Genomic DNA, 21,592 nt, shown 5'->3' with positions numbered 1-21,592 from the left:
AGCGCGTTTCAGGCCACCGGTGCCGGTGCGGGCGCGAATGCCGGCGACGCCGCGGCTGCGCCGATGGGGCGGGGCGGTCGGCCGAGCAGCTGCGGCAGCTGGTTCACGCGCGGGCAGTTGTCGCGCCTGAGCAGCTCCCAGTGGCCGAACGAAAACGGCGTCACGTGCAGCAGGTCGCAGGCGTGGCTGCCCAGGCGCGCGAGCCAGCCCGGGATGGGCAGCACCAGCGCGGCGCGCGCGCTGTGCAGGCGCCGCAGCTGCGCCAGGTAATCGCGCAGCGGCAGCGCCTGTTCGCCGCCGAGTTCGATCTCGGCGGGTTCGCCGGCCGGCGCCAGCAGCGCGCGCTGCGCCAGCACGGCGAGGGCGTCGCCCAGGTCGCGCACGTCCAGGGCGGCGATGCGGCCGGTGGCGTCGGCGGGCAGGGCGTGCACCGGCCAGCGCGCCACGCGCCGCAGCCACAGGGCGCCATAGCCGCCGGTCTCCGCGTCGAGCAGTGAGGGCCGGACGATGCAGGCGTTGGCGCCGCTGCGGCGCAGGGCCGCTTCGCCGTCGCGCTTGGAGCGCAGGAAGCCGCTGCGCGCCGGCGCCTCGAGCCCGAGTGCCGACACGTGCACCAGACGCAGGCCGCGGCGGCGGCAGGCTTCGGCCAGGGCCGCGGGCGCGCGGTGGTGGACGCGGTCGTAGGTCTCGCGGCCGCGCTGGCGCAGGATGCCGACGCAGTTCACCACCACGTCGATGTCGGTCAATAAGGTGATCCAGTCCTCGGGCGCCAGCAGGTCCTCGAAATGGGCGCGGCGGCGCGGGCAGAAACGGGCCTCGGGCGGCAGGCGGTGGGCGACCCGGTCGGGATGCCGGCTGCCGATCTCCACCGGCAGACCGCGGGCGAGCAGGGCGGCGACGGCATGGCGGCCGATGAAGCCGGCGCCGCCGAGCACGAGCACGCGGGGGCCGGCCGGCGCGGGGCCGGGGGGCATTTCGGCGGGAAGGCGGGTTCCGTTCATTATTCGCCCCTTTAGTGACAGTAATTTCTGTCTTGACAGAAATATATGGCGGAACTAGCCTCTTGGCAAGCCGGGGTTCCGGCAAAGGAGTCCGCCCCAATGAGCGTCGAAGCCGCCCCCTATGCCGTCGACCCGCTGAGCCCGCTGAGCCGCCGCTTCGTGCTGCACTGGGGCGAGATGGGCTCGCGCTGGGGCGTGAACCGTACGGTCGCCCAGGTCCACGCGCTGCTGTTCCTGTCCGGGCGGCCGATGGACGCCGAGGAGATCGCCGGCACCCTGGTCGTCGCGCGCTCCAACGTCAGCAACAGCCTGCGCGAACTGATCAACCTCAAGCTGGTGCGGGTGTCGCACAAGGTCGGCGAGCGCCGCGACCATTTCGAGACCTCGAAGGACGTGTGGGAGCTGTTCCGCACCGTCGTGCGCGAGCGCAAGGCGCGCGAGTTCGACCCCACCGTGGCGATGCTGCGCGAGCTCAGCGCCGACCCCGGCTTCGCCGCGGAGGACGCCGGCGCCCGCCAGCGCATGCAGGACACCCTGGCCCTGATGACCGCGCTTTCGTCCTGGGGCGAAGAAATGCTGCGCCTGGAGCCCGCCACCCTGATGAAGGTGATGAAGCTCGGCAGCCGCATCCAGAAGCTGCTGCGCGACGGAGACGGCAAATGAGCGCCGCCTGGCCGCTGGTCATCTACTACGACGCGTCCTGCCCGCTGTGCCGCGAAGAGATGCACGCGCTGATCGCGCACGACGTCCAGGCGCGGCTGCGGCTGGTGGACGCCTCGCCGGCGTCCTTCGAGGACGAGCACACCCGCGCCGCCGGCATCGGGCACGCGGCCCTGATGCAGCTGATCCACGCCCGCGACCGCGAGGGCCGCTGGTACCGTGGCGTCGAGGTGTTCGAGCTGGCCTACGGCGCCGCCGGCCTGGCCGGCATCGCGGCGGTGTGGGGCCATCCGCGCCTGCGTCCGCTCTGGGACCGGCTCTATCCGTGGGTGGCCCGCTTCCGCCAACCGCTGTCGCGGCTGCGCCTGAACCGCCTTTACGGCGCCCTGGTGCGCCGCGCCGCCGCCCGCGCCCAGCGCCGTGCCGGCGCCTGCGCCGCGGGCGTCTGCGCGGTGCCGGAGACACCGCCACCGGGGCCGTCGACGCCCGCCTGAAACCGGCCCTTGTTAGGCTGTCGGCCACGACGCGAACGAAAGAGGATTCCATGCCCCCGCACCCCGGCCGTCGAGGCGCCTGAAATGCTGTTCCGACTGCCCCGCGGCCTGCGCGCCGCGCTCGCCGCCGTACTGGTGCTCACGAGCACGGTGCTGCACGTGCCGGTCCTGCTGGTCGTGGCCCTGCTGAAGGCCGTGCTGCCGGTCGCGGCCCTGCGCCGGCGCTTCGACCGCGCGCTGATGCTGATCGCCGAAAGCTGGATCGGCTTCAACAGCCGCATGATCGACGCCTTCACCCGCACGCGTTTCATCGTCGAAGGCCTCGAGGGCCTGCGCTACGGCGGCCACTACCTGGTGCTGGCCAACCACCAGAGCTGGGTCGACATCCCGGTGCTGCAGAAGGTGTTCAACCGGCGCATTCCGCTGCTTCGCTTCTTCCTCAAGAGCCAGCTGTTCTGGGTGCCGCTGCTGGGCCTGGCCTGGTGGGCGCTGGATTTCCCCTTCATGAAGCGCTACTCGCGCCAGCAGCTGGCCCGGCGCCCCGAACTGGCCGGGCGCGACGTCGCCGCCACCCGCCGGGCCTGCGAGAAGTTCCGGCACATCCCGGTGTCGGTGATGAACTTCGTCGAGGGCACGCGCTTCACGCCGGCCAAACATGCGCGCCAGGCCTCGCCGTTCCGGCACCTGCTCAAGCCCAAGGCGGGCGGCGTCGCCTTCGTCGTCGGCGCCATGGGCGAGGCGATCGGCTCGGTGCTCGACGTGACCCTGCATTACGACGTCGGCACCCCGACCCTGGCCGACCTGTTCTCCGACCGCATCGGCGTGGTGCGCGTGCACGTGCGCGAACGCGCGATCCCCGGAGGTTTCGCCGGCGGCGACTACGAAACCGACCGCGCCTACCGCGTCCGCTTCCAGGCCTGGATCAACCAGATGTGGCTGGACAAGGACGCGAAGCTGGACGACTGGAACTCGCCGCGGTCCTGATCGGCTCCTTCCCCTGCGGACAGGGGAGGAAAATCGAGCTCAGAGCTGGCCGGCGCCGAAGGTGTCGCACTGCCGGTAGTCGCCGCCCTCGAAACCGATACGGAACCAGCGCACACGCTGCTGCGCACTGCCGTGGGTGAACGAATCCGGCACGACCTGGCCCTGGCCCTGGCGCTGCAGGGTGTCGTCGCCGATCGCGGTGGCGGTGTTGAGCGCTTCCTCCAGGTCGCCGGGTTCGAGCCAGGCGTGGCGCTTCTGCGCGTGGTGCGCCCACAGGCCGGCGTAACAGTCGGCCTGCAGTTCCTGACGCACCAGCGGGCCTTCGGCGCCCTCGACGTTGCCGCCGCGCTGGCGGATCTGATTGACCTTGGCCGACACGCCGGTAAGCGTCTGGATGTGGTGGCCGACCTCGTGCGCGATCACGTAGGCCTCGGCGAAATCGCCGCCGCCGCCCAGCCGGTCGCGCATCTGCTGGAAGAAGCTCAGGTCGATGTAGACCTTCTGGTCGCCCGGGCAGTAGAAGGGGCCGACCGCCGCCGTGGCGCCGCCGCAGGCCGACTGCACGCTGCCGCTGAACAGCACCAGCTGCGCCGGCGGATAACGCTGGCCGCTGGCCTGGAACACCGCGCTCCACACGTCTTCGGTTTCGCCCAGGATGCTGGCGACGAACTGCGAGGCCTCGTCGTCCACCGGTGGCGCCGTCGCCGGGCCGCTAGGGCCCGCCGGCGCCTGTTGCTGCACCTGGGCGATCAGGCCCAGCATCTCGAGCGGGTTCTTGCCCATCAGCATGCCGATCACCACCACGATGGCGACGCCACCCAGGCCGAGCTTCATGCCGCCGCCGCCCGGGCCCGCCATGCCGCGCCGGTCTTCCACGTTGCTGCTGCGTCGTGCGCTGCGCCATTTCATGGGTCTGCTCCGCGGTGGGGGGTGGCCGGGATTGTTGCCCGAAACCGGGGGCCGCGCGACCCCGGCAGGGCACGGCGCACGGACGCCCGGACGCGCCAGTCCGTGGCCGCCGGGCGCCCGGACGTTTGTCGCGAGGCCGCGCGCCCGGGTACAGTCGGCCGTCCTGTCCACCCGGTCCCGACCCGAATGAATGCCACGCCCGCCGCTGCGCCCGTGCCGCAGCTGACCTTCCGCGCCATCCTGCTCTCGGTCATCCTGGCCGTGATCCTGGCCGCGGCGAATACCTACCTGGGCCTGTTCGCCGGCCTGACCATCGCCACCGCGATCCCGGCGGCCGTGGTGTCCATGGGCGTGCTGCGCCTGCTGGGCGGCGGCTCGATCCTGGAGAACAACATCGTGCAGACCGGCGCCTCGGCCGGCAGCTCGATCGCCGCGGGCGTGATTTTCACCATTCCCGCCCTGATCATCCTGGGCCACTGGCAGACCTTCCAGTATTCCTGGGTGCTGGCCATCGCCGGCCTCGGCGGCCTGCTGGGCGTGCTGTTCTCGGTGCCGCTGCGCCGCTCGATGATCGTGGAGGAGCCGCTGCCGTTCCCCGAAGGCAAGGCCGCCGCCGAAGTGCTCAAGGCCGGCGAGAACCCGGGCCCGGGCCTGAAGATCCTCGGCGTCGCCGCCTCGCTCGGTGCGCTGGTGAAGCTGGGCGCCCAGAGCGGCCTGCGCCTGATCCCCGACACCGCCGCCGGTTCGACCTTCTTCGGCAAGTACCTCGGCTACATCGGCACCAACCTGTCGCCGGCGCTGCTCGGCGTGGGCTACATCGTCGGCCTCAACGTCGGCATCGTCGTGGTCTCGGGCTCGATCCTGTCCTGGCACATCGCGATCCCGATCTACCACGCTTTCTTCCTGGCGGCGGATCCGGTGCTGTCGGTGTCGCTGGCAGACGCCGGCGCCGAAGAGGCCGCCTGGGCGATCTGGGGCACCCAGATCCGCTACCTGGGCGTGGGCGCGATGCTGATCGGCGGCATGTGGACCCTGTTCACGCTGCGCAACTCGCTGCTTTCGGGCATCAAGAGCGGCATCGCCGCGGCCCGCCAGGCCAAGGGCACCGTCGTCGCCGAGACCGAGCGCGACCTGCCGATGAAGTGGATGCTGTTCTCGCTGGTGCTGTTCGTGATCCCGCTGCTGATGCTCTACCAGGCGGTGGTGCAGCAGTGGAGCGTGTCGATCCCGATGACCATCATCATGATCGTCGCCGGCTTCGTCTTCGTGTCGGTGTCGGGTTACCTGGCCGGCCTGGTCGGTTCCTCGAACAACCCGGTGTCGGGCATCACCATCGCCACCATCCTGTTCGCCTCGGTGGTGCTGTGGTTCCTGCTCGGCGGCGACTCCAAGATCGGCGCCGTGGCCGCGATCATGATCGGCGCGGTGGTCTGCTGCGCGGCGGCGGTCGGCGGCGACAACCTGCAGGACCTCAAGGCCGGCTACATCGTCGGCGCCACGCCCTGGAAGCAGCAGCTGATGCTCGGCATCGGCGCCTTCTCCTGCGCCCTGATCATGGCCCCGGTGCTGAACCTGCTGGCCGAGGCCTACGGCATCGGCGCGCCCACCGCCGACAAGCCCAACTCGCTGGCGGCACCGCAGGCCACCCTGATGGCCTCGGTGGCGCGTGGCATGTTCGGCGGCGACCTGCCCTGGGGCATGATCGCGGTCGGCGCCGGCGTCGGCGCGCTGATCATCGTCATCGACGAGATCCTCAAGGCGCGCAAGGCCAAGTTCCGCGTGCCGGTGCTGGCCGCGGCGATCGGCATTTACCTGCCGCTGGAGCTGATGGTGCCGATCTTCATCGGCGGCCTGATCTCCTGGCTGGTCGAGCGCTGGCACAAGATCGACCCGAACGACGACGACGCCCGCGACCGCATCCATCGCCCGGGCACGCTGTTCGCGGCCGGCCTGATCACCGGCGAGGCGCTGATGGGCATCCTGATCGCGATTCCGATCGTGGCCACCGGCAAGCCCGACGCCATCGCGATGGCCGACGCGTACAACGTCGGCGAGATCGGCGGCCTGGTCGTGTTGGCCGTGGTCGGCTGGTGGCTCTACCGCGTCTCGACGCGTCCGGCCGTCAAGGTCGACTGACTCGCGGGACTCAGGGGCGGCCGTCCGCGGCCGCCCCGTGCTTCAGGGCGGTGAGGATGGCCAGGCCGGCGCGGCCGTCGGCCATGCGGCCCAGGCGGGCCTGTTCCTTCGCTATCGCCTCGCGCGATTTCGCGCCGATCATGCCGTCCACCTCGCCGATGTCGTGGCCGCGGTCGAGCAGCAGCTGCTGCAGCTCGCGGCGCTGGGCGCGGGTCAGGCCCGGGTCGTCGGTGGGCCAGGCGGCCTTCAGCCCCTCGTGGCCGCGCAGCCGGTCCGAGAGCAGAGAGATCGCCAGCGCGTAACTCTCGGCGGCGTTGTAGGAAAAGATCGCGTCGTAGTTGCGGAAGACCAGGAAGGCCGGGCCCGACTTGCCGGCGGGCAGCAGCAGGGCGGTCGGCGCATCGGATGACTCCAGGGCACCGCCGTCGGCGCGCACCAGGCCGTCCGCAAGCCAGGCCGACAGCGGCCGCCGCGCCTGCCGGCCGCTCACGGCCGGGGCATAGCCCTTGGGCAGGATCACTTCGTGGCCCCAGGGCCGGCCGCTCTGCCAGCCGCTGCGCTTGAGGTAGTTGGCGGTCGAGGCCAGGGCGTCGGGAATGCTGCCGACGAGGTCGCGGCGGCCGTCGCCGTCGCCGTCCACGGCGATGCGCGCATAGGTCGAGGGCATGAACTGGGTGTGGCCGAAGGCGCCGGCCCAGGAGCCGACCAGGCCTTCGGCGCGCAGGTCGCCGGACTGCAGCAGCCGGATGGTCGCGAACAGTTCGCCGCGGAAGAACTCCTGGCGGCGACCGGCGCAGGACAGCGTCGCCAGCGACTGCAGCAGCGGCTTCTTGCCGAAGGTGCGCCCGAAGTTGCTCTCCACGCCCCAGACCGCGACGACGGTGGCGGCATCGACGCCGTACTGCTGTTCGACCCGGGCCAGGGTGGCGGCATGTTCCGCCAGGCGCGCCTTGCCGTCCTCGACCCGCTCGGCGTCCACCAGGCCGGCGAGGTAGTCCCAGATCGGCGTGCGGAATTCGGGCTGGTAGTCGAGCGATTCCAGCACGCTGGGGTCGCTGGACAGCCCCGCGGTGTAGCGGTCGTAGACCGGGCCGTGGATGCCGCTGGCGCGGGCCTGGGGCCGCAGCCTCGCGAGGCAGGCGTCGAGGTCGGCGCCCTGGGCGGGCAGGGCCGCGGGCAGCGCGGCGGCGAACAGCAGGGAAGCGGTCAGGGTGCGCATGGCGGCCACTGTGCCAGCCGCAGGCTGAATCGTCCCCGGCCTTCGGGCGGCCCGCGCTATGCTGCGGCTTCCCGCACACCCGGCGCCCCCGACGATGATCACCGTCCACCATCTCAACAACTCCCGCTCGCAGCGCGTGCTCTGGCTGCTCGAGGAGTTGGGGCTGCCCTACGCGGTCAAACGCTACGAGCGCGATCCCAGGACCATGCTGGCGCCGCCGGAGCTGCGCGCCGTGCATCCGCTGGGCAAGTCGCCGGTGATCGACGACGACGGCCTGGTTCTGGCCGAATCCGGGGCGATCGTCGAATACCTGGCCGAAACCTACGGCGAAGGCCGCCTGCTTCCAGCCGCCGGCACGCCCGAACGCCTGCGGCACCGCTACTGGATGCACTACGCCGAAGGCTCGGCGATGCCGCCGCTGCTGATGAGCCTGGTGTTCTCGAAGGTGCGCAGCGCGCCGGCGCCGTTTTTCGTCAAACCCATCGCTCGCGCCATCGCCGACAAGGTGATGGGCGACTTCGTCTCGCCGCAGATCCGCCTGCACCTGGATTTCATGGAGGCCGAGCTGGGCAAGTCGACCTGGTTCGCCGGCGAGCAGTTCGGCGCGGCCGACATCCAGATGAGTTTCCCAATCGAGGCCGCGGCCGCACGCGGCGGGCTCGACGCCAGCCGGCCGCGCCTGATGGCGTTTCTCGAGCGCATCCACGGCCGTCCCGCCTACCAGCGCGCGTTGGAAAAGGGCGGACCCTACACGCTGATGAAGTGAGTCCCCAGTCCCCGGAGGAATCGCCATGAAGCTCGCCACCTGCCTGACCCTGACTCTCGCGGCCGCCGTCGCCGGCGCAACCCCGCCCGCGGCCCCGGTCGAGCCCGCTGCCGCCGCCAGCGCCGCGCCTGCGCCGGCCGCCGAAACCGCCACACCGGCAACACCGGCAACACCGGCTGCATCGGCGGCACCCGCCGGCGGCGGGGCCGAACGCGCCTTCGCCGAAGCCCTCGTCGGCTGCCGCGCCGCCACGCACCAGGGGCCGCATCCCTTCGTCCGCGGCTTCGTGATCGACCACGCCATCGCCGGCGAGACCGACGGTGCCTGCGCCTACTCGCAGACCATGCCCGGCGAGATGCGCATGGAGTGCAAACTGTCCGTCGAAGGACGGGCCGGTCTCGCCGCGGAGTTCCGCGCACAGGCCGAAGGCCGGATGAGCGGCGGGACCGGCGAACAGCCGGCCTGGACCCGCGAGTGCGAAATCGTCACCCGCGACGGCAAGCGCATGCCGATGCAGTCGGGCTGACGCGGGCGCCACAGAGAAGTCACCGAGGAAGGGATGCCCATGCAATTCAGCTACACGATCGCCATCGTCGCCGTCACCGCCCTGGTGTCCTGGCTGGCCTTCAGCCGGCCGGCGATGCTCCAGGCCCTGGTGCTGTGGCCGCCTGCCGTAACGCGCGACCACCAGTACCACCGCTTCATCGGCTACGGCCTGGTGCATGCCGATTTCATGCACCTGCTGATGAACATGGTGACCCTGTATTTTTTCGGCCGGGTGATGGAGGGCTTCTACGCCGACTACCTCGGGCCGCTGGGGTTCCTGGCGTTCTACACCTCGGCCCTGGTGGTGTCGGCGCTGCCGAGCTACCTCAAGCACCGCCACGATCCCAAGTACATGACCCTGGGCGCCTCGGGCGGCGTGTCGGCGGTACTGTTCGCCTTCATCCTGCTGCGACCCTGGGAAACGATATATCTGTATTTCATCCCGGTGCCGGCAATCCTGTTCGCGGTGGCCTATACCGGTTATTCGGTCTACATGAACCACCGCGGCGGCGACCGCATCAACCACAACGCGCATCTTTCGGGCGCCGCCTACGGTGTGCTGTTCACCGTACTGATGGAGCCCAAGGTGATCGGCCACTTCCTGGCCGAGCTGGGCAACATCGGCGGCTGAAACGGGCCGGGCCGGGCTCGCGCAAGGGCCCGGCACTGCGGGATCGCGGCCGCTGAGCCGGGGCTCCAGCCCGGCCATGCGAGAATGCCGCATGACCGAATTCTCGAAACTTCCGCTGGCCCCGGAGCTGCACCAGGCCCTGGGCGTGCTCGACTACAGCCAGATGACCCCGGTGCAGGCCGCCAGCCTGCCGCCGATCCTGGCCGGCCGCGACGTCATCGCACAGGCCCGCACCGGCAGCGGCAAGACCGCGGCCTTCGGCCTGGGCCTGCTGTCGAAGCTCGACCTGGCCCAGACCGCCGTGCAGTCCCTGGTGCTGTGCCCGACCCGCGAACTGGCCGACCAGGTCGGGAAGGAAATCCGCCGGCTCGCGCGCTTCCTGCCCAATCTCAAGGTCTCGGTGTTCTGCGGCGGCGTGCCGCTGCGGCCGCACCTGGCCTCGCTGACGCATCTGCCGCATGTGGTGGTGGGTACGCCCGGCCGCATCCAGGAACTGATCGACGAAGGCGCGCTGCCGCTGGCGCAGCTGCGCACGGTGGTGCTGGACGAAGCCGACCGCATGCTCGACATGGGCTTCGAGGCGGCGATCGCCGGCATCCTTTCGCAGGCGCCGAAAGACCGGCAGACCCTGCTGTTTTCGGCCACGTTCCCGGAAGAGATCCGTGCGCTGGGCCGGCGTTTCCAGCGCGACCCGGAAGAGCACACCGTCGCCGACGGCGAGGGCGGGGCGATCGAGCAGCGCTTCTACGAGGTCGAGGCGCCGCGCAAGTCCGATGCTCTGGCCCTGCTGCTGGCCGACCTGGCGCCGGAATCGGCCCTGGTGTTCTGCAATACCCGTCGCGACGTCGCCGACGTGGCCGAGGACCTGGCCCAGCGCGGTTTCGCCGTGCAGGCGCTGCACGGCGACCTCGAGCAGCGCGAGCGCGACGAGGTGCTGGTGTGTTTCGCCAACCGCAGTTGCGCGGTGCTGGTGGCCACCGACGTCGCCGCGCGCGGCCTGGACATCAAGGACCTGCCGCTGGTGATCAGCTACGGCCTGGCCAGCGACGCCGACACCCACACGCACCGAATCGGCCGCACCGGCCGGGCGGGCGAGGACGGCCTGGCCCTGGCCCTGGTGGCCTCGGCCGAACGGGGGCGGGTAGTGGGCATCGAGGAGAAGCTGGGCAAGGCCGTGCGCTGGGAGCGCATCGACCTGTCGCGCCGGCCGGGCCGGCCGGCCCCGGCGGCGATGGTGACCCTGGTGATCGACGCCGGCAGGCAGGACAAGCTGCGCCCGGGCGACGTCGTGGGTGCGCTGACCGGCGAGGCCGGCCTGCCGGCGACCGCGATCGGCAAGATCGACGGCTTCGCGACCCGGACTTACGTGGCGATCGAGCGCAGCCAGGCCAACAGGGCCCTGGACAGGCTGCGGGCCGGAAAGATCAAGGGCCGCAGCTTCCGGGTGCGGAAGCTGGGCTGACGCCGCGAACGCCCGAGGAACCGGCCCCGGCGGGCCCAGCGGCTGGCGGTGGTGGCGAACATCGGCTCAGCGCCAGGGGCTGCCTGCGCGCACCGGTTCGCGGCGCGGCGCCGACATCGCCTTGCGGCGGTTGATTTCGGCGTCCAGGCGGCGGTATTCGGCGCTGCCGATCTCGCCGGCCATGACCAGCTCCCAGAGCTGGATGGCCAGCTCGTCGTCCATGACCTGCTTGGTGGGGAAGGGGATGACGATGCCCATGTTCTCTACTCCCGTGCTTGCGTTGGCGTGGATGCGGCTCTCGGGAGTAGCGCTGCATATTCCATGCCAGCCCTTCAAAGGGCAGGACGACATTGCGACCAACGGCCCGATTGTGCGAACCCGGTCACAGGGGTGGGCACCATGGCACAAGATCTTCGGGTCGGGAACCCGCCGGCCCACAAGCCCGCACGGCCGCGCGGGTGACTTGGCCGGCGGGCCATGACAGCATTCGCGCCACTTCTGACGCGCCGCGGCACCCCGCGGGCCCCATTCCATGCGATTGAACAAGCACATCAGCGATTCCGGCTACTGCTCCCGCCGCGAGGCCGACCGCCTGGTGGCCGAGCGCCGGGTCACCGTCAACGGCCTGCCCGCCGGCATCGGCACCCAGGTCGCCGAGGGCGACGAGGTCCGCATCGACGGGCAGGTCCTGAAGGCGCGTGCCGCCAAACCCGGCGCCCGCCGGCACGTCTACATCGCGCTGAACAAACCGGTCGGGATCACCTGCACCACCGACACGGCCGTCAAGGGCAACATCGTCGACTTCGTCGGCCACGAGCAGCGCATCTTCCCGATCGGGCGCCTGGACAAGGATTCCGAGGGCCTGATCCTGCTGACCAGCAACGGCGACATCGTCAACGAGATCCTGCGCGCCGAGAACCACAAGGAGAAGGAATACCTGGTCGGCGTGAACCAGCCGGTGACCGACGAATTCCTGCGCGGCATGGCCAAGGGCGTGCGCATCCACGGCGAGATGACCCTGCCGTGCCGCACCCGCAGGATCGCCAAGTTCGGGTTCTCGATCGTGCTCACCCAGGGCCTGAACCGGCAGATCCGACTGATGTCGGCGGCCTTCGGCTATCGCGTCACCCAACTGCGCCGCGTGCGCATCGCCAACGTCAAGCTGGCCGAGCTCAAGCCCGGCCGCTGGCGCAACCTCACCGAGCTCGAACTGCGCGGCCTGCTGCCCGGCCGCAGCGACTGGTGAGCCCGGTCCATCCGCTAGAATCGCGCCACCCGAATCCGATCCCGTTCCGGAGTTTCCGCATGCATACGCGCCTGGCCCTCGGGCTGCCGGCCCTGATCCTCGCCGGCGTTCTGTCCGCCGCCGCCCACGCCGTGGCGCCGCTTCCGGCCCCGAAGCCGCTGCAGGCGCCGCCGGCCAACGCCGTCGAAACCGCGAGCGGTATGGCCTACGTCGTGCTCAAGGCCGGTGCCGACCCCAACCGCATGGCGCGCGGCGAATTCATCGAATACCGCGCCGACGTCTGGAGCGCCGACGGCATCACCCGCGCCAACTCGCGCGAATCGGGCCCGGTGGTCGGCTCGGTCCGCCGCCTTGGCGCCGAACAGCCGGGCCTGGCCCGCGCCATCCTCAGCACGCCGGTGGGCGAGACGCGCCGCTGGTGGATCGTCGCCGAGCGCCTGCTGCCCGGCTACGCGGGCATGCCGGCGCTGCCACACGTGATCGACCTGACCGTGCTGGGCGAAAAGAGCCCGGTGCAGACCCCCGACCAGCTCACGCCACCGGCCGACGCCCTGCGCACCTCCAGCGGCCTGGCCTACAAGATCCTGAAGAAGGGCCCGGGCGGCGAACGCCCGACCCGCAGCAGCACCGTCGTCATCGACTACAGCGGCTGGGACGGCCAGGGGCGCCTGTTCGACAGTTCGATCACCCGCGGCGAGCGCGCGAGCCTGCCGCTGCAGCACCTGATCCCGGGCTGGCAGGAAGGCGTGCCGCTGATGGCGCGGGGCGACAGCTTCCGGTTCTGGATCCCCGGCCACCTGGCCTACGACACCCAGCCCGGCAACAGCTCGCCCAAGGGCATGCTGGTGTTCGACATCACGCTCTACGATTTCAGCAACAGCCCGCCCTGAGGGCGGCCTGGCTCAGGCGGGCCGCGCGAGCCACCCGGCCGCGGCGCGCCCCGCCCGGTAGCCGCTGGCGAAACAGGCGGTGAGCAGATAACCGCCGGTCGGCGCCTCCCAGTCGAGCATTTCACCGGCGCAGAACAGCCCCGGGCGGTCGCGCAGCATCAGGCCCTCGTCGAGCGATTCCAGGCGCACGCCGCCGGCACTGCTGATCGCCTCGGCGATCGGCCGTGGCCGCAGCAGGCGCACGGGCAGGGACTTGAGGGCGGCGGCGAGCCGCGCCGGGTCCTCCAGCGTCGCCTTGTCCAGCACCTCGCGCAGCAGGCCGGCCTTGACGCCCTCGATACCGGTGCTGCGGCGCAGGTGTTCGCCCAGGCTGCGGCCCTTGCGTGGCCGCGACAGGTCCGCGAACAGGCGCGCCTCGTCGCGACCCGGCGCGAGGTCCAGGCGCAGGGTCACTTCGCCGTGTGCGCGCAGCCGCTCGCGCAGCGCGGCCGACAGGGCGTACACCAGACTGCCTTCCAGGCCGGTGGCGGTCGCCACGCACTCGCCCTGGCGCCAGGCGAGCGTCGGCACGCCGTCGATGGCCAAGCGCACCGGCTTGATCGGCGCGCCGGCGAAGCGCTGGGCGAAGTGCTCGCTCCAGCCGACGTCGAAGCCGCAGTTGGCCGGCTGCAGCGGCGCGATGTCGACGCCGGCCTGCGCCAGCGGCGCGACCCAGGCGCCGTCCGAGCCCAGCTCCGGCCAGCTGCCGCCGCCCATGGCCAGCACCGTCGCGCGCGCCTGGAAACGGGCCTCGCCCTCGGGCGTGTCGAAACGCAGCGCGCCGTCGGCGTCGAAGCCGGTCCAGCGGTGCAGCACGTGGAAACGCACGCCCTGTTCGCGCAGCCGGCGCACCCAGCCGCGCAGCAGCGGCGCCGCCTTGAGGTCGGACGGAAACACGCGGCCCGAACTGCCGACGAAGGTTTCGACGCCGAGCCCGGCGGCCCATGCGCGCAGTGCGTCCGCATCGAAATCGTGCAGCCAACGCGCGACCTGGTCGTGGCGTTCGCCGTAGCGGCTGGCGAACAGACCGGGCGGGTCGCTGTGGGTGAGGTTGAGTCCGCCCTTGCCGGCGATCAGGAACTTGCGCCCGACCGAGCCCTTGGCCTCGAACAGGTCGACGGCATGGCCGGCGGCGCGCGCGGTTTCCGCGGCCATCAGGCCGGCGGGACCGCCGCCGACGATGGCCAGGCCGGGCAGGGAAGGAGTGGGCATGCGGCAATTCTAGTCGCTGCGGGCCCGGCATCGTCCGGTGATCGGCGCGACTTTCGTGGACTTGCGGCCCTGCGGCATCGGCCCGATCCTGAGCCACCGCCGCCAACGCGAGCCGATCGCCGATGCCCGAAGCCCAACCGCTGGACCGCGAGAACGGACTTCGTTTCGCCCGGCGCATCTACCCGATGCGCGTGCTCGGCCTGGGCCTGGGCAGCTTCTGCGTCGGCAGCGCGCTGGCACCGATCGACGTGCCGGCGGTGGTGTGGCTGCTGCTGGTCGGCAACTGCTGGCTCTGGCCGCACCTGGCCTACCAGGTCGCCCGCAACAGCCGCGACCCGGCGCGCGCCGAGCTGCGCAACCTGCTGATCGATTCGGCCTGCGGCGGCGCCTGGATCGCGGCGATGCAGCTCAACCTGCTGACCTCGGTGCTGATCCTGACGATGCTGAGCATCGACAAGGTCGCCGCCGGCGGCTGGCCGCTGCTGTTCCGGTCCTGGATCGGCATGGGCGTCGTCTTCGTGCTCACCTGGACCCTGCTGGGCTTCCCGTTCCGCCCCGAACCGACCACCTTGAACGTGCTGGCATCGATTCCGTTCCTGGTGTCGTATCCGCTGGCCCTGAGCCTGGTCACCTGGCGCCTGGGCCAGCAGGTGGTGCGCCAGAACCGGCACCTGCAGGCCTTCAACCGCATCGACGGCCTGACCGGCCTGCCCAATCGCCTGCACTGGGAGGAGTCGGCCGCGCAGGAGCTGCGCCGGCACCGGCGCCACGGCCGGCCGGCGGTGCTGATGATGATCGACATCGACCACTTCAAGCCGATCAACGACCAGCACGGGCACCTGGTCGGCGACGAGGTGCTCAAATCCTTCGCCTCCGAACTGCGCGCCTGCCTGCGCGAGGTGGACACGGCCGGCCGCTACGGCGGCGACGAGTTCGGCGTGGTGCTGCCCGACACCGGCCCCGAAGGCGCCGCCCAGACCGCGCGCCGCCTGCTGCAGTACGTGCGCCGGCGCGCCGCCGAAGCGGGCGCCGTCGTACCTTTCACCGTCAGCATCGGCTACGCGCTGGCCCGGGCCGACATGGCCGACACGGCCGCCTGGATCGCCGCGGCCGACGCCGCCCTCTACCGCGCCAAGGCCGCCGGCCGCGACGGCGCTTCCGACTGAGATCCCCGATGCCCTATACGCCCATCGTCGCCACCCTCGGCTACGTGCTGTCGCCCGATCGCCGCCGCTGCCTGATGGTCCACCGCAACGCGCGGCCGGGCGACCACCACCTGGGCAAATACAACGGTCTGGGCGGGAAGCTCGAGCCGGACGAAGACGTGATGAGCGGGATGCGGCGCGAGATCCACGAAGAATCCGGCCTGGTCTGCGAGTCGATGCAGCTGCGCGGCACGATCAGCTGGCCGGGTTTCGGCAAGCACGGCGAGGACTGGCTGGGCTTCCTGTTCCTGATCGACCGCCACCGCGGCGAGGCGCCGGCCCGCAACGAAGAGGGTGAGCTGGAATGGGTCGAAATCGCCCGGCTCGACCAGCTGCCGCTTTGGGAAGGCGACCGGCATTTCCTGCCATTGGTCTTCGACGGCGACCCTCGGCCGTTCCACGGGGTGATGCCCTATCGCGAGGGGCGCATGCAATCCTGGGCGTATTCGCGGTGAAGTTCGGCTAAAAGTCGGGAAATGTGCCGATAAGCGATTCAATTGTTCGTTTCAATCGCTTTTCTGAAAGCCCGGATAACCGAATTTTCACGCCGTGGAACGTATCCTTCACGGGCCGTAACGCCCCCATGGGCTTTCCACGGTTCGCTTTCCTTCGCGATCGTCTCGCCCCGCACTCCGGGGCCCTCCGCCGCCTGGCTTGGGCAGCGGGACGAACGCGCTGCCCTTACCCCACGCCAAGGAGCGCCGCATGACCGATACCACGAACAGCCTGTCCGATCTGATCGAGATCAGCGAGGACGGGATCGCGTTCTACGAAGAAGCGGCGCAGAAGGTGAAGGATAAAAAGCTCAGCACGCTGTTCACCCGCCTGGCCAAGGCCAAGTCGGAGTTGGCGGCGGAGCTCTCTGGCGAAGTGAAGCCGGTCGCCGGCAAGAAGAAGTCCGGCAAGAAGGCCGAGAGCACCCTGGGCGAACTGAGCAAGGCCTACGCCGGCCTGCGCAAGCAGTGGCCCGATGCCGCCGCCGAGCGCTACAGCCGCATGGCCGAAGTCGAAGGCCAGCTGCAGCTCACCTTCCAGAAGGTCGTGCTCGACCGCGACCACAGCTTCGTCGTCCGCGTGCTGGCCAAGCAGTACGTCAGCAAGGCCGAGGTCCTGAACAAGGAACTGCGCGCCTGCCAGCGTTCGGCCTGAGTCCCTGTAGGCGCCGCGTTCCGAGGGATCCTCGTCCCCGCGGAACCGGCGCACAAAAAAACCGCCCGGGTCGCCCCGGGCGGTTTTTTCTTGGCCGGTGATCAGTCGTTCGAGGCGGTGGTGGCCGGAGCCTCCAGGCCGCGGCGCTTGAGCAGCGGGCCGACCTGCGGATCGCGGCCGCGGAAGTCGCGGAACAGCTGCATCGCGTCGACGCTGCCGCCGCGCGAGAGCAGGGTGCGGCGGAAATGGTCGCCGTTCTCGCGCTTGAGGCCGCCGTTCTCCTTGAACCACTCCACCGACTCGGCGTCCAGCACTTCCGACCACAGGTAGGCGTAATAGCCCGCCGAGTAGCCGCCCATGATGTGCGAGAAGTAGGTGCTGCGGTAACGCGGCGGCACCGGCGCGTAGTCCAGGCCGATCGCCTTGAGCGACGCCGCCTCGAAGGCCAGCGTATCGGTCGGCACTTCATTGGCGGTGAGCTGGTGCCACTTCTGGTCGAGCATCGCTGCGGCCAGGTATTCGGTGGTGGCATGGCCCTGGCCGTACTGCTCGGCGGCCAGCACCTTGTCCAGCAGCGCCTGCGGGATGGCTTCGCCGGTCTGGTGGTGCTTGGCGTAGTTGGCCAGGATCGACGGCCAGGTGGCCCACATCTCGTTCACCTGCGACGGGTATTCGACGAAGTCGCGCGGCACCGAGGTGCCGGAGAACTGCGGGTACTTCACGTTCGAGAACAGGCCGTGCAGCGCGTGGCCGAACTCATGGAACATGGTGGTGACCTCGTCGAAGGTCAGCAGGGTCGGCTGGCCGGCGGCGGGCTTGGGGATGTTGAGGTGGTTGGCGACCACCGGCTGGGTGCCGGTGATGCCGTTCTGCGGCACGTAGGCGTTCATCCACGCACCGCCGCGCTTGCTCGATCGGGCGTAGAAGTCGCCGTAGAACAGGCCCAGCGGCTTGCCGTCGGCCTCGAAGACTTCCCAGACGCGCACGTCGGCCTGGTAGACCGGCAGATCCTTGCGCTCCTTGAAGCTCAGGCCGTAGAGCTGGTTGGCGGCGTAGAACACGCCCTTCTCCAGCACGTTGTTGATTTCGAAGTAGGGGCGCAGCTGCGACTCGTCGAAGTCGTACTTCTGCTGGCGCACCTTCTCGGCGTAGAAGGCCCAGTCGGCGGCCTCAAGCTGGAAGCCGCCCTTCTCGGCATCGATGATCGCCTGCATCTCGGCGGCCTCGCGGCGGGCGTTGGCGACGGCGGCCGGCGCCATGTCGCCCATCAGCTTGTTGACGGCGCCGACGCTGCCGGCGGTCTCGTCCTCGAGGATGTAGGCGGCGTGGTTGGCGTAACCGAGCAGGGCGGCGCGTTCGGCGCGCAGTTTCGCCACGCGCGCGACGATGGCGCGGTTGTCGAACTCGCCGCCGCGGCTGCCGCGGGTCAGCGAGGCTTCCATGATCTGCTTGCGCAGCGCGCGGTCGGTCAGCGAGGTCAGCGGCGGCTGGCCGCTGGTGTTCATCAGGGCGATCAGGTACTGGCCGTCCTTGCCGGCGGCCTTGGCGGCCTCGGCGGCGGCGGTGATGGCGTCGGCCGACAGGCCGTCCAGGCGCTTGACGTCGTCGACCAGCACGCCCGAGGCGTTCACTTCCTTGAGCACGTTCTGGCTGAAGGTCGTGGCCAGGGTGGCCAGCTCGGAGTTCATCGCCTTGAGCTTTTCCTTGTCGGCGTCCGAGAGGTTGGCGCCGGCGCGCACGAAGTCGACGTGGTAGCGCTCGAGCAGGCGCAGGCTCTCGGCGTCGAGGCCCAGCTTGTCGCGGCCGTCGTACAGGGACTTGATGCGGGCGAAGAGCTTGCCGTCGAGCAGGATCGCGTCCTGGTGGGCGGCGAACTTCGGCGCCATCTCGGCCTGCACCTTCTGGATCGCCGGGTTGGTGTGGGCGCCGGCGAGGTTGCCGAACACCGCGGCGGTGCGGTTGAGCAGGGCGCCGGTCTTTTCCAGCGCGACGATGGTGTTCTCGAAGCTGGGCGCTTCCGGGTTGGCGGCGATCGCGTCGATTTCGGCGCGCTGCTCCGCCATGCCCTTTTCCAGCGCGGGGGCGTAGTGCTCGTCCTTGATCAGGTCGAAGGGCGGGGCCTGGTAGGGCAGGGTGCTGGCGGCGAAGAAGGGATTCTGGGACACGGGCGTGGCGGCCTGCGGCGCGGGTTCGGCGGCGAGCGCCAGGGTGGGCACCGCGACGCTGAGGGCGGCGGCCAGGGCGAGGGAAAGCTTGCGACGGTTCATGGGTTTTCCTTGCGGGCATCGTGGGAACCCCCGAAGCCTACCCCATGCCGCCGCCGCGCCACGTATGACGAAAGGCAGGGGTCAGGCAGGCAGGATCTGGCAGGTCGACTGGCACAGCGCCATCACCTTGCCCTCCGGATTGCGGACCTCGGCCGCCAGGTAGAGGCTGCGCGAGGTGCGCTGCACCAGGCGCGCGATGCAGTCGATGTAGGAGGTGCCGGGCGTCACCGGCCGCAGGTACTCGATCGCCAGGTGGCCGGTGACGCTGGGCGGGGCGATCAGATACGAGAACGGCCCCAGGGTGTTGTCCAAAGCCGCCACGATGAAGCCGCCCTGCATGTAGCCCAGCGGGTTCTGGTAGCTGGGCAGCACCGGGAAGCGCATGCTCAGCCACTGGCCCTCCTCGTACTCCAACGGTTCGGCCTGCATGGCGGTGAGGCAGGGCGGCGGCAGCTGCAGCCCGGCGGGCAGGCGCTGTTTGAGCAGGTCGGTGAGGTCGCGGGCGGGAACGGGCATGGCGGGTCCGGGTGTCGGGGGCGTACCCTTAAGGCTAAGCCCTGCGAACCGGAGCACGCCATGACCACCGCCTACGATTTTTCCGCCAAGACCCTCGAGGGCACCGACCTGTCGCTGGACGCGTACCGCGGCAAGGCCATGCTGGTGGTCAACACCGCCTCCAAGTGCGGCTTCACGCCGCAGTACACCGGCCTGGAGAAGCTCTGGCGCAAATACCAGGACAAGGGCCTGGTGGTGCTGGGCTTCCCCTGCGACCAGTTCGGCCACCAGGAGCCGGGCGACGAGGAGGAGATCAAGAACTTCTGCTCGCTGACCTACGACGTGAGCTTCCCGATGTTCTCCAAGATCGAGGTCAACGGCGCCAAGGCCCACCCGCTGTACAAGTGGCTCAAGTCGGAGAAGGCCGGCCTGCTGGGCATGGAAGGCATCAAATGGAACTTCACCAAGTTCCTGGTCGGGCGCGATGGGCAGGTGCTCAAGCGCTACGCGCCGACCGACACGCCGGAGAAGATCGAGAAGGATCTGGCCGCGGTCTTGGGCTGAGCCCGGATCAGCGCGCCGCGCGGATGCGCGCGAAGATTTCGCCGGCCGCCGGCGACCACACCACCCAGGCGTGGCCGCCGGGGCGCACCAGCACCTGGTCGGCGACCAGGGCCGGGCGCAGGGCGGGCATCGCCCGCGCCAGCCGGTCCGCGTCGCCATAGGCCAGCCAGGCGCGCTTCGAGCGGCCGCTGCCGGACCAGGCCTGCACGTCGCGCCAGACCTCGCGCTGGTAGTTGCCGGCATCGATCGCTACAGGCTCGGCGCCCGGGGACCAGTTCTTCAGTCCTTTCGCCGCGATCTCGCGGATCAGTCCGCGGTCGCCCAGGTAGGGCGCCATCAGCACCAGGCCATCGAGCTGGCCCGGGTACTGGCGCTCGTAGAGCAGGGTGCCCATGCCGCCCATCGAAGCGCCAGCCAGCCAGATGCCGGCGTAACCGCGGCGCCGGGCGGGCTCGATCACTTCGGAATGCAGCCGTTGCGGCATGCGGCCCTCGAAGTAGTAGGGCATCGTCATCGCCACCAGTTCGACGTCGGCTTCCGGCCAAGCGCCCTGGATCGCCTCGGCGATGCCGCTGCGCCGCAGTCCCTCCAGATCGTCGCCGCGTCCGGGCAGCACCACCACCAGCACGCGCTGCGCCGTGGCCTGCGGTGCGGCGATCAGGGCGGTGGGGATCGTCGTTTCGGTCCGGCCCAGGCCCATGCAGGCGCCGAGGCACAGGCAGGCGCACAGCAGGATTCCTCGAATGAGGTGGCGCATCGACGGTCCCCAGGGATCAGGCGCCGGACGGCGCGGATCGAATCTGCGTCCCCGGGCGTGCAGGCCGCGTCATTTCTCCACGAAGGCGCGTTCGAAAACGTACTCGCCCGGCGTGCCGATGCGCGGCGCCGCGCCGAAGCCGCGGCCGTCGAGGATGGCGCGGAAGTCGGCCAGCATCTGCGGGCTGCCGCAGATCATGGCGCGGTCGCGGGTCGCGTCCAGCGGGTCCAGGCCCAGGTCGGCCATCATCCGGCCGCTGTCCATCAGGGTGGTCAGGCGGCCGGAATGACGGAACGGTTCACGGCTGACCGCCGGGTAGTAGAGCAGCTGCTTCGAGATCAGCTCGCCCAGGTGCTCGTGCCGCGGCAGCTCGTTGACGATGTAGTCGTGGTAGCAGAGGTCGCCGACGCCGCGCACGCCGTGGGTCAGGATCACCCGCTCGAAGCGTTCGTAGGTCTCCGGGTCCTTGATCACGCTCAGGAAGGGCGCCAGGCCGGTGCCGGTGGCCAGCAGGTAGAGGTTGCGGCCGGGGTGCAGGTCGCTGATCAGCAGGGTGCCGGTGGGCTTGCGGCTCACCAGCAGGTCGTCGCCGGGCTTGAGGTGCTGCAGGCGCGAGGTCAGCGGCCCGTTCTGGACCTTGATGCTGAAGAACTCCAGTTCCTCCTCCCAGTTGGCGCTGGCGATGGAGTAGGCCCGCATCAGCGGGCGGCCGTCCACGGGCAGGCCGATCATCACGAACTGGCCGTTCTCGAAGCGCAGGCCGTCGTCGCGGGTGGTGGTGAAGCTGAAGTAGTCGTCGTTCCAGTGCCGGACGCTCAGCACGCGCTCGGTGGCGAAGGCGGACATAGGGGCAGGGGCTCGCTAGGGGGAACCGGCTGGCATCGGGCGGGCGGATCCGGGAAACCGGGCATTCTAATCCATTCGCTTTCCTGACCATAAGCGGGTATGGTCGGGAGACTG

23 protein-coding genes are annotated in these 21,592 nt (G+C 70.3%); 14 read left to right on the top strand and 9 right to left on the bottom strand.

Annotated features, from left to right (window positions below):
• Nucleotides 1-8: 8 nt before the first annotated feature.
• Nucleotides 9-1,001, bottom strand: a complete 993-nt coding sequence (locus E1B00_RS03025) for an NAD(P)H-binding protein (RefSeq protein WP_139445494.1) — start codon at nucleotides 999-1,001, stop codon at nucleotides 9-11.
• A gap of 99 nt (nucleotides 1,002-1,100) precedes the next feature.
• Here E1B00_RS03025 and E1B00_RS03020 point away from each other — a divergent pair, with 99 nt between their 5' ends.
• From E1B00_RS03020 to E1B00_RS03010, 3 genes are all read left to right on the top strand, one after another.
• Nucleotides 1,101-1,664, top strand: a complete 564-nt coding sequence (locus E1B00_RS03020) for a GbsR/MarR family transcriptional regulator (protein WP_139445492.1) — start codon at nucleotides 1,101-1,103, stop codon at nucleotides 1,662-1,664.
• Nucleotides 1,661-2,155: a thiol-disulfide oxidoreductase DCC family protein gene (locus E1B00_RS03015; protein ID WP_139445489.1), complete on the top strand. Its 495-nt coding sequence runs from the start codon at nucleotides 1,661-1,663 to the stop codon at nucleotides 2,153-2,155. The genes E1B00_RS03020 and E1B00_RS03015 overlap by 4 nt, the downstream gene beginning before the upstream one ends.
• A gap of 84 nt (nucleotides 2,156-2,239) precedes the next feature.
• The gene (locus tag E1B00_RS03010) at nucleotides 2,240-3,139 is read left to right on the top strand and encodes an acyltransferase (protein WP_139445487.1); all 900 of its coding nucleotides are present in this window, start codon (nucleotides 2,240-2,242) and stop codon (nucleotides 3,137-3,139) included.
• A 39-nt stretch (nucleotides 3,140-3,178) separates the two neighbouring features.
• Here E1B00_RS03010 and ypfJ read toward each other — a convergent pair whose 3' ends face one another.
• Nucleotides 3,179-4,048, bottom strand: coding sequence for a KPN_02809 family neutral zinc metallopeptidase (gene ypfJ / locus E1B00_RS03005; RefSeq protein ID WP_139445484.1), 870 nt, complete (start codon nucleotides 4,046-4,048; stop codon nucleotides 3,179-3,181).
• Between the two features lie 186 nt (nucleotides 4,049-4,234).
• Here ypfJ and E1B00_RS03000 point away from each other — a divergent pair, with 186 nt between their 5' ends.
• Nucleotides 4,235-6,184 (top strand): OPT family oligopeptide transporter, encoded by a 1,950-nt coding sequence (locus E1B00_RS03000; RefSeq protein WP_139445481.1) that lies wholly within the window; start codon nucleotides 4,235-4,237, stop codon nucleotides 6,182-6,184.
• Nucleotides 6,185-6,194: 10 nt separating this feature from the next.
• Here E1B00_RS03000 and E1B00_RS02995 read toward each other — a convergent pair whose 3' ends face one another.
• Nucleotides 6,195-7,403, bottom strand: a complete 1,209-nt coding sequence (locus E1B00_RS02995; protein ID WP_139445478.1) for a lytic murein transglycosylase — start codon at nucleotides 7,401-7,403, stop codon at nucleotides 6,195-6,197.
• Between the two features lie 94 nt (nucleotides 7,404-7,497).
• Between E1B00_RS02995 and E1B00_RS02990 the strand changes: the two genes are divergently transcribed.
• The 4 genes from E1B00_RS02990 to dbpA all read left to right on the top strand — a co-directional run bounded on the left by E1B00_RS02990 (nucleotide 7,498) and on the right by dbpA (nucleotide 10,808).
• Nucleotides 7,498-8,169 carry a glutathione S-transferase family protein gene (locus E1B00_RS02990; RefSeq protein WP_139445476.1) on the top strand — a complete coding sequence of 224 codons (672 nt, stop codon included), beginning with the start codon at nucleotides 7,498-7,500 and terminating at the stop codon, nucleotides 8,167-8,169.
• A gap of 25 nt (nucleotides 8,170-8,194) precedes the next feature.
• The gene (locus E1B00_RS15520; protein WP_176693099.1) at nucleotides 8,195-8,695 is read left to right on the top strand and encodes a hypothetical protein; all 501 of its coding nucleotides are present in this window, start codon (nucleotides 8,195-8,197) and stop codon (nucleotides 8,693-8,695) included.
• A gap of 39 nt (nucleotides 8,696-8,734) precedes the next feature.
• Nucleotides 8,735-9,346 (top strand): rhomboid family intramembrane serine protease, encoded by a 612-nt coding sequence (locus E1B00_RS02980; RefSeq protein WP_425456429.1) that lies wholly within the window; start codon nucleotides 8,735-8,737, stop codon nucleotides 9,344-9,346.
• 91 nt (nucleotides 9,347-9,437) lie between these two features.
• Nucleotides 9,438-10,808: an ATP-dependent RNA helicase DbpA gene (dbpA, locus tag E1B00_RS02975; protein ID WP_139445471.1), complete on the top strand. Its 1,371-nt coding sequence runs from the start codon at nucleotides 9,438-9,440 to the stop codon at nucleotides 10,806-10,808.
• 66 nt (nucleotides 10,809-10,874) lie between these two features.
• Here the strand turns inward: dbpA and E1B00_RS02970 are convergent, their stop codons facing one another.
• Complete coding sequence (locus E1B00_RS02970) at nucleotides 10,875-11,066, bottom strand: hypothetical protein (RefSeq protein ID WP_139445469.1); 192 nt, start codon at nucleotides 11,064-11,066, stop codon at nucleotides 10,875-10,877.
• A gap of 274 nt (nucleotides 11,067-11,340) precedes the next feature.
• Here E1B00_RS02970 and E1B00_RS02965 point away from each other — a divergent pair, with 274 nt between their 5' ends.
• Nucleotides 11,341-12,054, top strand: coding sequence for a pseudouridine synthase (locus tag E1B00_RS02965; protein WP_139445465.1), 714 nt, complete (start codon nucleotides 11,341-11,343; stop codon nucleotides 12,052-12,054).
• Nucleotides 12,055-12,113: 59 nt separating this feature from the next.
• Nucleotides 12,114-12,944, top strand: coding sequence for an FKBP-type peptidyl-prolyl cis-trans isomerase (locus tag E1B00_RS02960; RefSeq protein WP_139445462.1), 831 nt, complete (start codon nucleotides 12,114-12,116; stop codon nucleotides 12,942-12,944).
• 12 nt (nucleotides 12,945-12,956) lie between these two features.
• On the opposite strand, the gene E1B00_RS02955 is transcribed toward E1B00_RS02960, so the two are convergent.
• A complete protein-coding gene (locus E1B00_RS02955) occupies nucleotides 12,957-14,195 on the bottom strand; it encodes a TIGR03862 family flavoprotein (protein WP_139445459.1) in 1,239 nt (412 codons plus the stop codon).
• A gap of 122 nt (nucleotides 14,196-14,317) precedes the next feature.
• Between E1B00_RS02955 and E1B00_RS02950 the strand changes: the two genes are divergently transcribed.
• The 3 genes from E1B00_RS02950 (at nucleotide 14,318) to E1B00_RS02940 (ending at nucleotide 16,549) form a co-directional block, all read left to right on the top strand.
• Nucleotides 14,318-15,361 carry a diguanylate cyclase gene (locus E1B00_RS02950; RefSeq protein ID WP_139445456.1) on the top strand — a complete coding sequence of 348 codons (1,044 nt, stop codon included), beginning with the start codon at nucleotides 14,318-14,320 and terminating at the stop codon, nucleotides 15,359-15,361.
• Nucleotides 15,362-15,369: 8 nt separating this feature from the next.
• Nucleotides 15,370-15,855, top strand: coding sequence for an NUDIX hydrolase (locus E1B00_RS02945; protein WP_139445453.1), 486 nt, complete (start codon nucleotides 15,370-15,372; stop codon nucleotides 15,853-15,855).
• Between the two features lie 250 nt (nucleotides 15,856-16,105).
• On the top strand, nucleotides 16,106-16,549 hold the full coding sequence (locus E1B00_RS02940; RefSeq protein WP_139445450.1) for a PA2169 family four-helix-bundle protein: 444 nt from the start codon (nucleotides 16,106-16,108) through the stop codon (nucleotides 16,547-16,549).
• A gap of 101 nt (nucleotides 16,550-16,650) precedes the next feature.
• Here the strand turns inward: E1B00_RS02940 and E1B00_RS02935 are convergent, their stop codons facing one another.
• Nucleotides 16,651-18,816 (bottom strand): M3 family metallopeptidase, encoded by a 2,166-nt coding sequence (locus E1B00_RS02935; protein WP_139445447.1) that lies wholly within the window; start codon nucleotides 18,814-18,816, stop codon nucleotides 16,651-16,653.
• An 81-nt stretch (nucleotides 18,817-18,897) separates the two neighbouring features.
• A complete protein-coding gene (locus E1B00_RS02930; RefSeq protein WP_139445445.1) occupies nucleotides 18,898-19,332 on the bottom strand; it encodes a PaaI family thioesterase in 435 nt (144 codons plus the stop codon).
• Between the two features lie 60 nt (nucleotides 19,333-19,392).
• Between E1B00_RS02930 and E1B00_RS02925 the strand changes: the two genes are divergently transcribed.
• A complete protein-coding gene (locus tag E1B00_RS02925) occupies nucleotides 19,393-19,875 on the top strand; it encodes a glutathione peroxidase (protein WP_139445442.1) in 483 nt (160 codons plus the stop codon).
• Nucleotides 19,876-19,882: 7 nt separating this feature from the next.
• Here the strand turns inward: E1B00_RS02925 and E1B00_RS02920 are convergent, their stop codons facing one another.
• Complete coding sequence (locus E1B00_RS02920; protein WP_139445439.1) at nucleotides 19,883-20,632, bottom strand: alpha/beta hydrolase; 750 nt, start codon at nucleotides 20,630-20,632, stop codon at nucleotides 19,883-19,885.
• Between the two features lie 69 nt (nucleotides 20,633-20,701).
• Nucleotides 20,702-21,478 carry a ferredoxin--NADP reductase gene (locus tag E1B00_RS02915; RefSeq protein WP_139445437.1) on the bottom strand — a complete coding sequence of 259 codons (777 nt, stop codon included), beginning with the start codon at nucleotides 21,476-21,478 and terminating at the stop codon, nucleotides 20,702-20,704.
• Nucleotides 21,479-21,592 lie beyond the last annotated feature (114 nt).

It is taken from the genome of Arenimonas terrae, from assembly GCF_006265115.1.
In the GTDB taxonomy this organism is placed as follows: Bacteria; Pseudomonadota; Gammaproteobacteria; order Xanthomonadales; family Xanthomonadaceae; genus Arenimonas; species Arenimonas terrae.
The sequence above is the reverse complement of the archived record's forward strand: the minus strand, read 5'-3'. Positions and strand labels throughout refer to the sequence as shown.